At 39.0% G+C, this 16,405-nt stretch carries 16 protein-coding genes; 15 read left to right on the top strand and 1 reads right to left on the bottom strand.

Annotation, left to right across the window (positions count from 1 at the left end):
* Positions 1-177: 177 nt before the first annotated feature.
* Complete coding sequence (locus tag IGI44_RS08810; protein ID WP_438787393.1) at positions 178-336, bottom strand: hypothetical protein; 159 nt, start codon at positions 334-336, stop codon at positions 178-180.
* Positions 337-445: 109 nt separating this feature from the next.
* Between IGI44_RS08810 and IGI44_RS08805 the strand changes: the two genes are divergently transcribed.
* The 15 genes from IGI44_RS08805 to IGI44_RS08735 all read left to right on the top strand — a co-directional run bounded on the left by IGI44_RS08805 (position 446) and on the right by IGI44_RS08735 (position 16,327).
* Complete coding sequence (locus IGI44_RS08805) at positions 446-715, top strand: UPF0223 family protein (protein WP_438787392.1); 270 nt, start codon at positions 446-448, stop codon at positions 713-715.
* 33 nt (positions 716-748) lie between these two features.
* Positions 749-1,513: an inositol monophosphatase family protein gene (locus tag IGI44_RS08800; RefSeq protein ID WP_438787391.1), complete on the top strand. Its 765-nt coding sequence runs from the start codon at positions 749-751 to the stop codon at positions 1,511-1,513.
* Between the two features lie 112 nt (positions 1,514-1,625).
* Positions 1,626-3,467: a translational GTPase TypA gene (gene typA / locus IGI44_RS08795; protein WP_216411003.1), complete on the top strand. Its 1,842-nt coding sequence runs from the start codon at positions 1,626-1,628 to the stop codon at positions 3,465-3,467.
* 379 nt (positions 3,468-3,846) lie between these two features.
* Positions 3,847-4,149, top strand: a complete 303-nt coding sequence (locus tag IGI44_RS08790; RefSeq protein WP_216408792.1) for a YlaN family protein — start codon at positions 3,847-3,849, stop codon at positions 4,147-4,149.
* Between the two features lie 3 nt (positions 4,150-4,152).
* Positions 4,153-5,343, top strand: a complete 1,191-nt coding sequence (locus tag IGI44_RS08785) for an FtsW/RodA/SpoVE family cell cycle protein (RefSeq protein WP_438787390.1) — start codon at positions 4,153-4,155, stop codon at positions 5,341-5,343.
* Between the two features lie 5 nt (positions 5,344-5,348).
* Positions 5,349-8,771, top strand: a complete 3,423-nt coding sequence (locus IGI44_RS08780) for a pyruvate carboxylase (protein ID WP_438787389.1) — start codon at positions 5,349-5,351, stop codon at positions 8,769-8,771.
* A gap of 25 nt (positions 8,772-8,796) precedes the next feature.
* Complete coding sequence (locus IGI44_RS08775) at positions 8,797-9,903, top strand: CAP-associated domain-containing protein (protein WP_438787388.1); 1,107 nt, start codon at positions 8,797-8,799, stop codon at positions 9,901-9,903.
* A 1-nt stretch (position 9,904) separates the two neighbouring features.
* The gene (locus IGI44_RS08770) at positions 9,905-10,330 is read left to right on the top strand and encodes a YlbF family regulator (protein WP_438787387.1); all 426 of its coding nucleotides are present in this window, start codon (positions 9,905-9,907) and stop codon (positions 10,328-10,330) included.
* Positions 10,317-10,664 (top strand): YlbG family protein, encoded by a 348-nt coding sequence (locus IGI44_RS08765; RefSeq protein ID WP_438788948.1) that lies wholly within the window; start codon positions 10,317-10,319, stop codon positions 10,662-10,664. The genes IGI44_RS08770 and IGI44_RS08765 overlap by 14 nt, the downstream gene beginning before the upstream one ends.
* Before the next feature lie 118 nt (positions 10,665-10,782).
* Positions 10,783-11,337 carry a 16S rRNA (guanine(966)-N(2))-methyltransferase RsmD gene (gene rsmD, locus IGI44_RS08760; RefSeq protein ID WP_438788946.1) on the top strand — a complete coding sequence of 185 codons (555 nt, stop codon included), beginning with the start codon at positions 10,783-10,785 and terminating at the stop codon, positions 11,335-11,337.
* 1 nt (position 11,338) lies between these two features.
* A complete protein-coding gene (coaD, locus tag IGI44_RS08755) occupies positions 11,339-11,833 on the top strand; it encodes a pantetheine-phosphate adenylyltransferase (RefSeq protein WP_438787386.1) in 495 nt (164 codons plus the stop codon).
* On the top strand, positions 11,814-12,866 hold the full coding sequence (locus IGI44_RS08750; protein ID WP_438787385.1) for a SepM family pheromone-processing serine protease: 1,053 nt from the start codon (positions 11,814-11,816) through the stop codon (positions 12,864-12,866). The genes coaD and IGI44_RS08750 overlap by 20 nt, the downstream gene beginning before the upstream one ends.
* Before the next feature lie 111 nt (positions 12,867-12,977).
* On the top strand, positions 12,978-13,583 hold the full coding sequence (locus IGI44_RS08745) for a helix-hairpin-helix domain-containing protein (protein WP_438787384.1): 606 nt from the start codon (positions 12,978-12,980) through the stop codon (positions 13,581-13,583).
* A 27-nt stretch (positions 13,584-13,610) separates the two neighbouring features.
* On the top strand, positions 13,611-14,102 hold the full coding sequence (locus IGI44_RS08740) for a ComE operon protein 2 (RefSeq protein WP_438787383.1): 492 nt from the start codon (positions 13,611-13,613) through the stop codon (positions 14,100-14,102).
* A 92-nt stretch (positions 14,103-14,194) separates the two neighbouring features.
* Entirely contained in the window at positions 14,195-16,327 is a 2,133-nt protein-coding gene (locus tag IGI44_RS08735; protein WP_438787382.1) for a DNA internalization-related competence protein ComEC/Rec2, read from the top strand.
* The last annotated feature ends 78 nt before the right edge of the window (positions 16,328-16,405 follow it).

The following is a 16,405-nucleotide window of genomic DNA, read 5'->3' as shown; positions in this document are numbered from 1 at the left end:
ATTCGGTAAGAGTATCCATCATGGTGATCGCTTTTTGCAAACTTTAACTGTATTTTATTAGACGGCGATGAAATTATCATCGACGCCGATGTACTGTTTGGCCCGCGTATTGGTGTCTTTACGGCCAATTATGCAACGGACTCGGAAGAGCTGGTGGCGGCTACTTTAAAAATGTTATTATTGAGGCTGAAGTGGGGTCGGGGCTAACGTTACCATCAACCAAGGTGTGACAATTGGTAAAAATACGATCATCGGTTCTGGGAGTGTCGTAACCAAATACATTCCAGCCAATGTGATCGCTGTCGGCAATCCTTGACGCGACTTACGAGAAATCACCGCAGAAGATAAAACCGGCTATCAATCAAAACGTAATCAAGTCTAAAAGCGACTTTTACAAAGCATTTACAATTCTATGGTAAACTATTTCCGAATGGGGTGTGGAGCAGTGGCAAATTATGGATATCCAATCGATGAGGATTGGTCACACGAGGAAATTACATTAGTGATCAATTTTTTAAATCAAGTCGAAGCAGCCAATGAATCTGGTGTTGAGGCGGAGGACTTTTTAAAGAGCTATCAAAAATTTAAAACAGTCGTAAAAAGTATTGGTGAAGAAAAGCGCATTGGTCGCGAATTTGAAGAAGTCAGCGGTTATTCGATCTATCGGACCCTGCAGCAGGCAAAGAAGACGACGGCTAAGCGCTTTAAAATGTAAAATAGACGAATCTTTTATTTAGGAGAGATAACGATGGAAAATGAGATTATTAGTTGGATCTATGAGGCAGCAGAAAAGATCAAAATCGGCTTAGGGGATGCGTTGAAAGTTGATCAAAAAAATGGTCGTACGGATCTAGTAACGAATGTTGATAAGGAAATCCAAGACTTTATTGTCGAAAAAATCAATACCTTTGACTCTAATGCGAAGATTTTAGGTGAAGAAAATGGTTTGGATCAAACACCAATTGATGACGGTCGTGTATTTGTAATTGATCCAATTGATGGCACACTGAATTTTGTGATGCAACAAGAAAATTTTTGTATCATGATCGCTGTTTATGAGGAAGGTGTGGGACAACTAGGTTTCATTTATGATGTTATGCGGGATGATCTTTTTTGGGGAGGCCCGAAAGTTGGTAAAGTCTATCATAATAAGAAAGAACTTTCTGCTCCAGAAAACAAAGGGCTGAGTGAAGGCTTGATTGGGATGAACGCGGCACTTTATCGCAAGAATTTTTATCATGCACAAGAGATTGGAAAAGCATCCATGGGCATCCGTGTTTTAGGTTGTGCTGGCTTGGACTTCATTGCAATTCTAAAAGGTACTCAGATTGGCTATATAAGCTCTTTAAGCCCTTGGGATTATGCGGCTGGGGGAATTATGATGGAACAACTGGGAATGACCCTTTGCGGAGCTAATCAAGCCCCTTTGCGTTTTTATGGTCGGGAATATTTTATAGGGGCTACTCAAGCAGCAATGGCTGACATTCAAGCGTTTGATGAAGAGAAAAATTAAGAAAGAGACTTTTTCTGAAAAAATGAAAATGTTTTACTAACACTCTTAACGATTTTCTGTTATAATTGTCAATCGAGTGAGTCTCGCGTTACAAGAAAAGGAGCAATTAAAATTGAATTACAGAGAAGATATCCGCAACGTGGCTATTATTGCCCACGTCGACCATGGTAAAACAACACTAGTTGATGAAATGCTTAAACAATCAGATACCCTTGATAGCCACGTTAGCCTACAAGAACGTGCCATGGATTCCAATGCATTAGAAAAAGAACGTGGAATCACGATCTTAGCGAAAAATACAGCTGTTAACTACAAAGACTACAAAATCAACATCATGGATACACCAGGACATGCCGATTTCGGTGGTGAAGTGGAACGTATCATGAAAATGGTTGATGGCGTACTGCTAGTTGTAGATGCTTATGAAGGCACAATGCCGCAGACACGTTTCGTGTTGAAAAAAGCTTTAGAACAACATTTGACACCAATTGTTGTGGTGAATAAAATCGACAAGCCATCTGCTCGTCCAGAAGAAGTTGTTGATGAAGTATTAGAATTATTTATTGAATTAGGTGCGGACGATGATCAATTAGATTTCCCAGTAATTTATGCTTCAGCGATTAATGGAACATCTAGCTTGTCAGACAATCCTGAAGAACAAGAGCCTACAATGGCTCCTGTATTCGATACAATCATTGAAAAAATTCCAGCTCCCGTTGATAACAGCGACGAGCCATTACAATTCCAAGTGTCATTGCTTGATTACAATGACTATGTAGGTCGTATCGGTATCGGCCGTGTGTTCCGCGGGAAAATGAAAGTTGGAGACCAAGTTTCAGTTATGAAGCTAGATGGTTCTATTAAAAACTTCCGTGTGACGAAAATCTTTGGATTCTTTGGATTGCAACGTCTGGAAGTTCAAGAAGCGAAGGCTGGCGATTTGATCGCCGTTTCTGGGATGGAAGACATTTTCGTTGGTGAAACAGTTACGCCTGTTGACCATCAAGAGGCATTGCCAATCTTACACATTGATGAACCAACGTTGCAAATGACGTTCTTGGTGAACAACTCACCATTTGCCGGACGTGAAGGAAAATACGTAACGTCTCGTAAAATCGAAGAACGCTTGATGTCAGAGCTACACACAGACGTTTCATTGCGTGTTGAAAATACTGATTCACCAGATGCTTGGACTGTTTCAGGCCGTGGGGAATTGCATTTATCAATTTTAATCGAAAACATGCGTCGTGAAGGCTATGAATTACAAGTATCACGTCCAGAAGTTATCGAGAAAATCGTTGACGGCGTGAAATGTGAACCGTTCGAACGAGTTCAAATTGATACACCTGAAGAATACATGGGTAGCGTAATCGAAGCATTGGGCCAACGTAAAGCTGAAATGCAAGACATGGTCCATTCAGGAAATGGTCAAATTCGTTTGATCTTCTTAGCGCCTGCTCGTGGTTTATTAGGATTTACGACTGAATTCTTATCAATGACTCGTGGGTACGGAATCATGAGTCACACCTTCGACCAATACTTACCAGTAATCCAGAGCGTAATCGGTGGACGTCGTAATGGTGCGTTAGTTTCTGTTGATGCGGGTAAAGCAACAATGTACTCAATCATGAGTGTTGAAGAACGCGGAACAGTCTTCGTTGAACCAGGAACCGAAATTTACGAAGGTATGATCGTTGGAGAAAACAGCCGCGATAAAGACCTAGGCGTAAACATCACGAAAGCAAAACAAATGACAAACGTTCGTTCAGCTAACAAAGACCAAACGTCAGTTATCAAAAAACCTCGGATTTTAACCTTAGAAGAATCTTTAGAATTCTTGAATGACGATGAATACTGTGAAATCACACCAGAAACAATTCGTCTACGTAAACAAATTCTAAACAAATCTGAACGTGAAAAAGCAGCGAAGAAACGCAAATTAGCTGTAGAATAATGAGTAATCTTAGATCATGCTTTTATAGCATGGTCTTTTTTTATTATTCCAGCAAAGTTTAGGGAAATGATGCTTGAATAAAATTCGAACAACGATAATTAGCTATTTCTTTCTTAGTAAACCTCACGATCGAATAAACAGAGAAAAACGTTATGTTTCATATTTAGTGTTTGTTTCACGGGCTTGAGTTAGGAAAGAATTGATTTTTAGCGTTTTTTGCTTAAGTTTTTGGTTTGTAATCTTTATGTAATATTAGATAGGCTGTGTAAAACTTAAAACCCGAACGAAGGGTATAGAAAAAGCTTAGTCTAGCTTACTTTTTTTCCTTTTTAAAATTTTTCTATGTTATAATGTTAAATCAAGATAGGAGGGAAGCAAAATGGAAAATATTTCTTCTGATTTTGCCATTAAAGTATTACAAGAGGATGCTGATCGAATCAAGTTATTGATTCGTAATCAAACGAATAGCCTTTGTATCTCTCAATGTAAGGCTTTCGAAGAAGTCGTCGATACACAAATGTATGGCTTCTCACGTCAAGTCTTCTTCGCTGAAAAGGTCGGTATCTTGAAGCGTGGCGAAGGACAAAAGATGCTTAGTGAATTGGAAGCAGAACTGAATCGTTTATATACGGAATTGTACGAGACTCGTCAGGATATGACGGACGCCGGCTGGGAGGCTTAACTCTTGCCTACGAAGATAAAGAAACGTCATTTTTTAGACTATAGCATTTTGATTCCATACTTAATTCTAACTGTGATTGGTCTGATTTTTGTTTATAGTTCAACATCCTATTTATTAATTACGAATAACGTGACTCCGACAAGTTTGGTAATGAATCAAGGGATTTTTTGGGTTTTGAGCTTAATTGTAATTAGTCTGATGTATAAAATGAAGACCGATGTATTGAAAAGTCAGCAACTGATCATTTTTGTGACATATCTGATCTTTATCTTGTTGATTGTCGTGCTTTTTTTTGGGGATGAAAGAAATGGTGCCAAAGGTTGGATTGATATCGGTGGTTTCACTATGCAGCCAGCTGAATATTTGAAGATCATGGTTATCTGGTATCTTTCATATATCTTATCGAAACGTCAAGAAACAATCCAAGATAATTTTATCAGCGATATGAAACGCCCCTTAATCTTAGTATTTGCTATGATTTTTTTGGTTGCCATTCAACCTGACATGGGGAATGCAGCGATTATTACATTATTGGCATTGATTCTATTATTAGCTAGTGGGGTTAATTGGGTCTATAGCTTGATTATCGGTGGTGCTGGAATTACCGGCAGTTTTCTAGTCATCGAATTTTTGACTCATTTTGGGGATAAGGTTCTTCCTGGTAAGCTAAAATATATTGCGAGTCGTTTTGAAAGCTTTAAAAATCCCTTTAAATTCGAACTCGATACCGGACATCAAATGGTCAATGGCTATTATGCGATGTTTAATGGTGGCTGGTTTGGTCGTGGTTTAGGGAATAGTATTGAGAAAAAAGGTTTTTTAAGTGAAGCTCATACGGACTTTATCTTTTCTATTGTAATAGAAGAAGTTGGTTTGATCGGCGCTTTAATTATATTAGCAATTTTGATTTTCATGATCGCGCGAATCTACTTGGTTGGGATTCGTTCGAAGAAGCCTTTCAATTCATTGATTTGTATCGGAATTGGAAGTTTGTTGTTATTACAAGTTTTTATTAATCTTGGTGGTATTTTAGGAATTATTCCTTTGACTGGGATTACATTCCCGTTTTTGAGTCAAGGAGGAAATAGCTTACTCGTATTGTCAGTTGGCGTGGCTTTTGCACTGAATATCAGCGCGGATGAAAAACGAACAAAACTAGCAATTGAGTATGAATACTTAAAAAGTCAGGAGTGAAGTGTATGAAAAAGGTATTGGTAGCAAATAGAGGAGAAATTGCAACGCGGGTTTTTCGTGCGTGTAGCGAATTAAACATTAAAACGGTGGCGATCTTCGCAGAGGAGGATCAATATTCGGTCCATCGCTTTAAATCAGATGAGGCGTATTTAGTCGGAAAAGGAAAAAAACCGATTGATGCTTATCTAGATATTGAGGATATTATCCGAGTAGCGAAAGAAGCAAAGGTGGATGCAATTCACCCGGGTTACGGCTTTCTTTCTGAAAACTTAGAGTTCGCGAAACGTTGTCGTGAAGAGGGGCTTATTTTTGTTGGACCTGAGTTGCATCATTTAGATATTTTCGGCGATAAGATCAAAGCAAAAACGGCTGCATTAGAGGCTGGAATCCCGTCAATTCCTGGTTCTGATGGTCCCGTGGACACGATTGAAGGCGTCTTGGAATTTGCTGGATCACATGGTTATCCGATCATGATCAAAGCAGCGCTAGGCGGCGGCGGTCGCGGTATGCGGGTGGCTCATGATGAGAAAGAAGCTCGTGAAGGCTATGATCGTGCCAAAAGTGAGGCCAAAGCGGCTTTTGGGAATGATGAGATCTACGTAGAAAAATATGTTGCTAATCCTAAACATATTGAAGTTCAGATTTTAGGTGACACTCATGGAAATGTTTTGCATTTATTTGAGCGTGACTGTTCTGTGCAACGCCGCCATCAAAAGGTGGTTGAAGTGGCACCGTGTATTTCCCTGAATAGTGAACAACGAGAAAAAATCTGTCAAGCCGCTGTTCAATTAATGAAACATGTGGGCTATGTCAACGCCGGAACGGTTGAGTTTTTAGTTGAGGGTGACAACTTCTACTTTATTGAAGTAAATCCCCGGGTCCAAGTGGAGCATACGATTACTGAATTAATCACAGGAGTAGATATTGTTACTTCACAATTGATGATTGCGCAAGGCAAAAATTTACACAAAGAAATCGGACTGCCTAAGCAAGATGACGTGCAAATGTCTGGTGCGGCGATTCAATGTCGCGTAACAACTGAAGATCCGTTGAATGGCTTCATGCCAGACACGGGTAAAATCGATACGTATCGTTCACCAGGTGGTTTTGGTGTGCGTTTAGACGTCGGTAACGCCTATGCCGGAGCAACAGTAACGCCATACTTTGATTCATTATTAGTAAAAGTCTGTACGCATGCTTTGAATTTTGATCAAGCAATCGAGAAAATGCAACGTTGCTTAATTGAGTTCCGAGTACGCGGAGTGAAGACGAATATACCTTTCATGCACAACGTGATTAGTCATCCCGTTTTCCAAAGTGGTGATGCGAAGACGACGTTTATTGACAACACTCCTGAATTATTTGAATTTCCGCGTGTTCGTGACCGTGGAAATAAAACGATGCGCTATATCTCCGAAATCACAGTTAACGGCTTTCCAGGAATTGAAAAACAAGAAAAACGTTATTTTGAAACACCTCGCGAGCCCAAAATTGAGAAAAGAGAAATCATCACTGCGAAAAATATCTTGGATCAATCTGGTCCAGAGGCAGTTGCTAAATGGGTCAAAGAACAAGATTCAGTCCTATTGACCGACACAACTTTCCGTGATGCGCACCAAAGCTTGTTGGCTACGCGAGTTCGTACACACGATCTTTTAAATGTAGCCCAGGCGACTGGAGATGGCATTCCTGAATTGTTCTCAAGTGAAATGTGGGGTGGGGCGACTTTTGATGTTGCTTATCGTTTCTTAACAGAAGATCCTTGGAAGCGTCTGAAATTATTGCGTAAAGCAATGCCAAATACATTGCTGCAAATGCTGTTCCGCGGCTCAAATGCAGTCGGCTATTCCAATTATCCAGACAATGTATTAGAAGAATTTATTAAAGAAGCGGCTCATAACGGCATTGATGTTTTCCGAATCTTTGATAGCTTAAACTGGGTTCCGCAAATGGAGAAAAGCATTCAATATGTTCGTGATGCAGGTAAAATTGCTGAAGCAGCGATTTGTTATACAGGCGATATTTTAGATCCAAATCGTACAAAGTATAATGTTGACTATTATAAAGGCATGGCGAAGGAATTGGAATCAATCGGTGCTCATATGATTGCAATCAAGGATATGGCTGGTCTATTGAAACCACAGGCTGCCTTCCGTTTGATCAGTGAATTGAAAGAAACAACGGATTTACCAATTCATCTTCATACCCATGATACTTCTGGAAATGGACTTATCACGCTTTCTGCGGCTGTTAAAGCAGGAGTGGATGTGGTTGACGTTGCAACCAGCGCGATGAGCGGAGCAACTAGTCAACCAAGTATGAGCAGTTTGTATTTTGCTTTGCAGTACGGAGATCGTACACCTGAGTTGAATTTGAAGAACGTTCGTCAAATCAATCACTATTGGGAAGATGTTCGTCCATACTATTCAAGTTTTGAAAATGGTATTATGGCCGCTCAAACGGAAGTCTACAATCATGAAATGCCTGGTGGACAATACTCAAATCTTCAACAGCAAGCTAAAGCTGTCGGTTTAGGCGATAAATGGGATGAAATCAAAGAAATGTACCAAACTGTTAATTTGATGTTTGGTGATATTGTAAAAGTAACGCCGTCTTCTAAAGTGGTTGGTGACATGGCATTGTTCATGGTGCAAAACGAGCTGACAGAAGAAGATATCTATGATCATGGAGATGAGTTAAGCTATCCTGAATCGGTTGTCAGCTTCTTCCAAGGGGAACTTGGTCAACCTGTAGGCGGCTTCCCTGAAAAGCTACAACGAATCATTTTACAAGGCCGTCCAGCAATGCAAGAACGACCAGGAAAATTTGCTGAACCAGTAGATTTTGAAAAAGTGAAACAAGAGTTACAAGAATTGATCGGCTTTGAGCCAAGCAAGACAGATGTATTAAGCTATTTGATGTATCCGCAAGTCTTTTTAGATTATCAAAAATCTTATGGTCAATTTGCTGACGTTACATTGCTAGATACACCAACCTTCTTTACCGGGATGCGTCTGGGCGAAACAATCAATGTCCAAATCGAAAAAGGGAAGACATTAATTATTCGTCTAGATGAAATCGGTGAAGCAGATGTTGAAGGAAATCGGACGTTGTTCTTCAACTTAAATGGTCAACGTCGTGAAATCGTCGTGAAAGATGCGTCCATCAAGAGTGCGGTCCAAACTAAGCGTAAAGTTGAACCAACTAATCGTGAACAGATCGGTGCGACAATGACTGGATCAGTCTTGAAAGTCTTAGTTAAAAAAGGCGACCATGTAGAGAAGGGCCAACCATTGCTGATTACCGAAGCGATGAAAATGGAAACGTCCATTGATGCACGTTTTGCAGGCGAAGTTTCGCATTTATATGTTGAAGAAGGTGAAAGTATTTCTTCAGGCGATTTATTGATCGAAGTAAAAGAAAAATAAGCAGTATAAGTAGGAGCGTTTTCGTGTGAAAAGAGTGATTGGTTTTCTTAGTATTTTATGTTTAGTTTTGATTGGTTACTATTTACAACCAGTCCTCTTTCCGCCTACGCAAAAGCAAGTACCGGTTGAACAAAAAAATCAAGTGGTACGTCATAAGGCATTGAAGCATCAAACAATCAAGGCAGAGGGCTATGCCGAATATGTCTCACAACCAATTGAAACATTTGAACAAAAGTTTGGTCAGCCGACAAAAGTAGAAGACAGCGGCTTTTTCTTTCAAACGCGTGATTATGAGCTTGAAAGAGGCATTCTTGAAGTGAATGTAGAAGCTGGAAAAGTTAGTACAATTAAAGTGATGGCGAAAAAAGCGGATATTCAACCATTTAAGTTCGGGATGACGAGCGGCCAGCTATCCGATCAAATCAATTTATCGGCAGATTTTGCTCTGACCTATGACGAGGAGCCTGTAGCAATCGAATTGAGCGAAAATGATATGCGTTTCCGGCCACTGATCGCTTTTGACAACAATACATTTGCCATGCTTTTTTTTAATGGAGACAGCGAAAAGCTTATAGGAATGGTATATTTAGACTTAGAAAACCTTTTGCGTTTGATGCCTTACCAGATCAATAGCGGAAATCCTTTGGCAAATCGAGTACAAGAGAGTAATCTTGATTGGAATGTTTTGAATGAACAAAAACAATCACGAACTGTGGAAGCCATCAATCAATATCGTGGCTTAAACAAATTACCTAAATTAACAGTGACTGATAGAACTAGAGAAAATAGTAAAAAACTATTAAAAAGTTTTTTAACAACTCCTAAACGAGTGTTGTCTAATGAGCGTTTAGAAGAATGGCAAACGGATCAAGGAGCACACTTGAGTAATTTGTCCTTTGAGTTAACGCAAGCTGAGTTTAAGGACCTAGCTAAGCATGACAAAATCGATTATCAAAGCGGATTATTCTATTCCCCAATGGTTGATCCTTTATTCAATCTTTTTAATTGGATTAGTCGAGATCATTTGAATGAACTGTTTGACGCTTCTGAGAGGGATGTTGGCGTTGCAATTGATCAAGAAAATGTGCTAATCTTGTTGCAGGAACCAGAGAAAACAAAGGATAGTGAGTAAATTGATCATTAATGATGCTTTCTTTCGGCTAGAGGATCAGAATCAGCTGTTGATACAGGAAATTCTAGCGAGCCAAAGCTATAAAAACTATCTGCTGACAAGAAATGAAATGAATACTAGTCCAGAAGTCGCAAAGCTCAAAAAAGCGTTTCAAGCAGACAAAGATCGGTTTGAACAAATCGCAAGTTATGGCGAATATGCACCGGATTATCACCAACAACAGCGTAAAGTTCGATTGAGTAAACGCACACTTGATCTTAATGAGAAAGTCGCAGCATTTCGGTTGGCAGAAACAGATCTTCAACAATTATTGGATGAAGTTGGTCAGCGCATTGCTCAGACTATTTCTTCGGAGATCAAGGTTGATGCAGGGAATCCTTTTTTTGAAACAGGGAATCATAGTTGTAAGGGGAATTGTCATGGATAATACTGAATTTATAATGCAAAAAAGACGGGGAATAATCGTGTGGGTATATTCCTTAAAGCAATTAAAGACCTTGAAACGATATGGCTTAGTGCATTTTGTCTCAAGAAAGATGAAATATGTGGTATTGTATGTGAATGAAGAAGTAGTCGATGAAGTCGAAGAAAAACTTCAGACACTACATTTTGTACGCCAAGTGGAGCGATCCTACAGACCAGATATTGAAATGAATTTTGCAGATCGGATCGGGACAAAAGCTGCTTATCAAGTGAAAGATGATGAGGAGTTAGATGTAGTGGAAGCCAATACAAAGATTCGGTTAGCAGAAACAGTCTAAGTAAGGTGAAAAATGTCTGATTTTTTCAAACATTTTTCATCTTTTTCTTTGATAATAGGTGTGTTCGCACGTTTTTTCAACACGACGTATTTAAGTAGGAAAGAGAGGCATGTCAATCATGCGTGTAGTAGCAGGTGAATTTGGTGGACGGAAGCTAAAAACATTAACAGGGAACAATACACGCCCTACCACGGATAAAGTGAAAGGGGCCATGTTCAATATGATTGGTCCTTACTTTAACGGAGGTGCCGCCTTAGATTTATTTTCTGGCAGTGGTTCCCTTGGAATCGAGGCCGTTTCTCGTGGAATGGACCACGCTGTTTTAGTCGAAAAAAATTATCGTGCAATGGAGATTATCCGCGAAAATGTTACGATGACCAAAAATGAAGCAGCATTTCAGTTAATGAAGATGCCGGCCAATCAAGCTATCCAACAACTAGCAGAAGGCGAGTTAAAATATGATTTGGTCCTATTGGATCCCCCTTATGCGCAGCAAGAAATTGTCAAACAAATTGAGATGTTGCTCAAAAATGAATTACTGACAGCAGACGCGGTTGTCGTTTGTGAGACAGATAAGGAAGTTGTGCTGCCAAAGGTAATCGGTCAACTAATAGAACGTAAACGTCATGATTACGGCATTACTGCTGTAACTATTTATGATTGGGAGGATTAAGATGAAACGAATCGCGCTTTTCCCTGGTAGTTTTGATCCATTGACAATGGGGCATCTGGACACGATTGAACGCGGAGCAAAATTGTTTGATGAGTTAATTATCGGCGTTTTTGTGAATACGAACAAAAAAAGTTACTTTACTTCAGAGGAAAAACTTGCTGTCGTGATGGAATCAGTCAACCATATCCCAAATGTACGAGTGATTACTCAAGAGAATGAGTTAACCGTGTCTGTTGCCAAAAAACTTGGAGCAAAATTCCTGCTACGTGGAATCCGCAGTATCAAAGACTATGAATATGAGAAAGAGATCGCCTTGATGAATCATCATCTTGATCAGGAGTTGGAGACAGTCTTTTTACTAGCAGAACCTAAATACAGCCATATCAGTTCGTCAATTTTAAAAGAAGTATGGACATTTAATGGGGATGTCAAAGAATATTTGCCCGAGGCAGTTTATCGGGCGTTGGAAAAGAAGCGTGAGAATAGTGAAAAATAATAAACTTGTCAAACGATTAGCCCTTATTTTTTTAGCTTTAGTAGTAGTGGCTTGTGTGATCGTGCCGATCCCTTATTACATTGAGGAGCCGGGAGAGACGATCAATCTAAAAGAATTAATCACCGTTAATGATAAAAAAGATGAACACAAAGGTTCCTTCAGTTTAACCTCTGTAGGTATTCGACGGGCGACCGTCTTTACCGCAATTAAGGCCAAGGTTCAACCGTTCCACGAAATTATTTCGGCGGATGAACTCACTGGCGGTGCCAGTGATGATGAATACATGCAGATTCAGAAATTCAATATGGAAACATCTCAGAACTTTGCGATAGAGCAAGCCTTAAAATTGGCAAATAAACCTTATGAGATGAAATACAAAGGGGTTTATGTTTTAGGCGTCGAAAAGAAATCAAACTTTTTTGGGAAAATCACTGTCGGGGATACAGTCACAAAGGCTGACGGAAAAACCTTCACCAGCAGCGAGGATTTTATGAAATATGTAAAATCACAAAAAGTTGGTCAGGAAATGAAAGTGACTTACACACATGACGGAGAAACAAAGGAAGCGACTGAGAAATTAATTAAGCTTCCTACTGATAAAAAACCAGGGATCGGAATCACACTGACCGATCACACAGAGATCGACTCCTCAGATAAGGTAAAAGTTGATGCAGGTGATATCGGTGGACCTTCAGCAGGCTTGATGTTCACTTTGGAGATTTATGAACAATTAGTCGATAAAGATTTGCGGCATGGTGAAAAGATCGCCGGAACCGGTACAATTAATTCTGAAGGCGAAGTTGGAAGAATCGGTGGAATTGATAAAAAAGTTGCCAGTGCTGCTGCTAGCAACAATAAAGTATTCTTTGCTCCCGATGACGAAATCACTAAAGAAATGAAAAAGGCGCAGCCAGATATCAAATCCAATTATCAAGAAGCAAAAGCCGCTGCTAAAGAACTAAAAACAGATATGAAGATTGTACCAGTAAAAACGGTACAGGATGCTTTAAACTATCTAGCAAAAATGAAATAAACTTTCTAAAAGTGTTGAACAAAAACGTTCAGCACTTTTTTTTGCGAAAAATTCAACTCTTTGAAGAACCTTCTATGCCATTTGCGTATTTTAAGAGTGAAAGGGGGCACTATGAAAGACTATCTTAAAAAGTATCCATATCTAATCGGAGTACCAGTGTTTCTTATCCTTGCTGTTTTTCTCTTTTTAAATAGAGAACCTGAGAAAGAGACCATTGAGCCAGCACTTTTTTCAACGGAAAGCAGTGTAAAGGAAACATCTGAGTCTAGTAGTCAGGAGTGGTACGTTGATGTTAAAGGTGCAGTCAAAAAGACTGGGATGTATCGCATCACAGAGGGTATGCGTTTAATGGATGCGATTGACCTAGCTGGTGGTTTTACAGAAGAAGCCGATCAAAATAAAATTAATTTTTCCAAATTATTAGCAGATCAGGAGATTATTTATGTACCAAAAGTTGGAGAAGAAATCCCCTTAATCAATGAAAATGATTCAACCGGAGGGACTAAAAGCTCCAACTCAGAAATCGAAAAAATCAATATTAATACAGCAGATGCAGCAGAGTTACAACAATTATCAGGAATCGGTGAAAAGCGGGCTGCAGACATCATTAAATATCGCGAGGAAAATGGCAGTTTTCGTGCGATAGAGGATTTGACAAAAGTATCTGGTATTGGTGAAAAGACGCTTGAAAATTTGAAGGACTCGATTACAATATAAGAAAGATCGAAAGAGAGGACGAATAATTTGACGACAGAAAGAATCCCTTGGGATCAATATTTTATGGCGCAAGCTGTTTTACTATCATTAAGAAGTACGTGTACTCGTTTGGAAGTTGGCGCGACAATTGTACGAGATAAAAGAATCATCGCAGGAGGTTATAATGGATCGGTCAGTGGCGATGTGCACTGCATGGATGAAGGGTGCTATGTCGTTGACGGGCACTGTCTGCGAACAATCCACGCGGAAATGAATGCTTTGTTGCAATGTGCAAAATTAGGAATTGCAACGGATCAAGCGGAGGTCTACGTAACGCATTTTCCTTGTTTGGCCTGTACCAAGGCATTATTGCAAGCGGGAATCAAAAAGATTCACTACCTAAAAGATTATCGCAATGACCCTTACGCAATCGAATTGATCAATCAAGTGGGGGCTAGCGCTCACCAAGTTCACTTAGAGAGCAAATACTTTACAAAACTTCAGTTAGGAGAAGATGCTGCCACATTACCAAAAGGATAGAAGCACTACAAAATTATTTGATTTTGCCGATCCTGACGGCTATCTTATTGGCAAGTCTGCTTTATCAGTTTCATCTAGGATTGCTTCTGTTAATGATTGTTTTATTGATTCGGATCATCTGCATGAAAAACCACAAGCTAGTGCTTATGGTCTTTTTGTGCAGTTTTTTTATTGGGTTACGAACATATTATTATGTAAACAAGTTGGACCATATTCCAGAAAAAGTTACAAATCAAGTTATGAAGATTCAAGGGGATTCCATTAAAGTCGATGGAAATTTTTTGAAGCTAACCGGTAAGATACAAGGAGAAAAGTATCTAGTTTACTATTCATTAAAAACATCGAAAGAAAAAGCTATTTGGGAAAGGAAAATACTGCCAAATACCGCAATAATTAGTGGTGAGACAGAAGCATTTGATCGTGCGAGAAACTTGAATGGCTTTGATGCGCAGAAATACTATCAAAGTCTTGGCTTCACTCAAATTCTTCGAACTGATTCAATGAAGCCTTTTAGACAAAAGCAATTCTCGTTGAGTGAGGTTCGTCAACAATTAATTTGGCAAATTGATCAGCGCTACTCCAAGAGAGTGGCTAGTTATGTTAAAGCCTTGGTGATCGGCTACAAAGATTCTGAATTTGCTGAATACACATCTGCCTATAAAACGACGGGTTTGTTGCATTTGTTCACTCTTTCTGGCTTGCACATTCAATTTTATTTAGGTGGATTTCATTTGCTTTTGAAAAGAGTCGGATTAGTCAGAGAAATGCGTCTTGTTCTTTTGAGTTTAGTAGGACTTCTATTAATCTTTTTAACTGGAGGTAGTTTTAGTACGATTCGGGCAATTTTCAGTTTTCTTATTGCTTTTGCTTGCGTAACTGCTAATTTCCAGTTATCTAAACTTGATCAATGGAGCATAATGCTCTTTCTAGTCATTTTTTGTTTCCCTTTAGTGTTTTGGTCTGTGGGTGCACAGTTAAGTATTTATTTTGCTTTGATATTACTCTATCTTAACGACCTGAAACTTAAATCTTGGCAACAGGCACTGTTGTTTGCCATTTTTACTTTGCCACTTTTGATTTATAGCTTTAGTGAGTGGACGATTATCGGCGGACTGCTTACCATTCTATTATTTCCTTTTTTTGAATGGCTAATTCTTCCAGGGTGTTTGGTTCTTTTTTTTGGCTGCTTTTTTCCACTTCCAGGTTTTCTTAGTATCTTTATGGATCTTTTTTTTCAGATTCTTGAAAAAGTTTTAGAATCAGCGGCTTTACCTAATTTAACGATTGGGCGACCAGATTTTTTTCTATTTTTACTTCTCATTTTGCTAGTTTTATTAGTGATTGATCGTCTAAAATATCAACAAAAAATTTATTGGTTTCTGGTGGTCTTTCTGTTTCTAATACTCTCGATCTCTTTTTCGGCGAATGGTTTGGTAGCATTTGTTGATGTTGGTCAGGGCGATAGCATTTTTATCAAGCTGCCGTTTAAGCAGGAGACTTTTTTGATTGATACTGGCGGGCGATTAAATTTTAAACAAAAGAAATGGCAAGCACGACAGCAAAAACACTCTTCAGATTACAACCTTCTTCCATTTTTAAAATCTTTAGGTTGTACGAAAATCGATCACTTATTGATAACGCATAATGATGCCGATCATATGGGAGAATTATTGAATGTGTTAAACAAAGTGAAAGTAAAAAATCTTTATTTAGCGAAGGGCTCGCACATGGAATTAAAGAAGCTTCTACAGCCAATTAAAGGCACCAAGATTCATTTGTTGAAGAAAGGAGATACTGTAGGAAAGAAATTAAAATTACAGATACTGTCACCCGAGAGTAGTCAAGGTGAGAATAATGATTCATTAGTTACGTACTTTAATCTAAACCAGCAGCGCTTTCTATTGACTGGGGATTTAGAAATAACGGGAGAAGAAGTTCTGCTAAAAAATTATCCGCAGCTTAAAATAGATTTCCTAAAAATTGGGCATCACGGAAGTAACACCTCAACGAGTGAAACACTTTTAAAACAAATGCAACCGAAATACGCGATAATCTCAGTAGGTAAAAAGAATCGTTATGGACACCCAACACAAGAAACCTTAACAAAGTTGAAACGGCATAAAATTACCGTTTTCCGAACGGATCAGCAAGGAATGATCTATTATCAATGGTCTCCCATAACAAAACGTGGTGAAATAGAACTCTTAATAGATTTTCTGGATTAATCGTGGTAGCATAAATAGTCAGAGTTCTGTTATGTCTTAATCATCATAGAATCTGTAGAAGAAATTTTTTACTATTAA

Origin of the sequence: Enterococcus sp. DIV0756 (assembly GCF_051710745.1) — a bacterium.
Classification (GTDB): domain Bacteria; phylum Bacillota; class Bacilli; order Lactobacillales; family Enterococcaceae; genus Enterococcus_A.
This window is presented reverse-complemented; position numbering and strand designations above follow the sequence as displayed.